Origin of the sequence: Exiguobacterium sp. Leaf187 (assembly GCF_001423925.1) — a bacterium.
In the GTDB taxonomy this organism is placed as follows: domain Bacteria; phylum Bacillota; class Bacilli; order Exiguobacteriales; family Exiguobacteriaceae; genus Exiguobacterium_A; species Exiguobacterium_A indicum.
In genome coordinates, this window is record NZ_LMPR01000011.1 from 1 (window position 1) to 240 (window position 240).

Genomic DNA, 240 nt, shown 5'->3' on the forward strand with positions numbered 1-240 from the left:
CATTCGTTTTTGTATTCCGTAGAATACGATTTTTGCCTCATCGTTCAGTTTTCAAAGTTCGTCATTGTTTGTTTTGAAAATGGTGGGCCTAAGTGGACTCGAACCACCGACCTCACGCTTATCAGGCGTGCGCTCTAACCAGCTGAGCTATAGGCCCGTCAAAGCAAACAAAATATGGTGCACCCTGAGAGATTCGAACTCCCGACCCCTTGATTCGTAGTCAAGTACTCTATCCAGCTG

General features: G+C 46.2%; 1 tRNA gene. It reads right to left on the reverse strand.

The window, feature by feature from the left end:
* Positions 1 to 80: 80 nt before the first annotated feature.
* A tRNA-Ile gene (locus tag ASF99_RS14005) sits at positions 81 to 157 on the reverse strand.
* Positions 158 to 240: the final 83 nt, after the last annotated feature.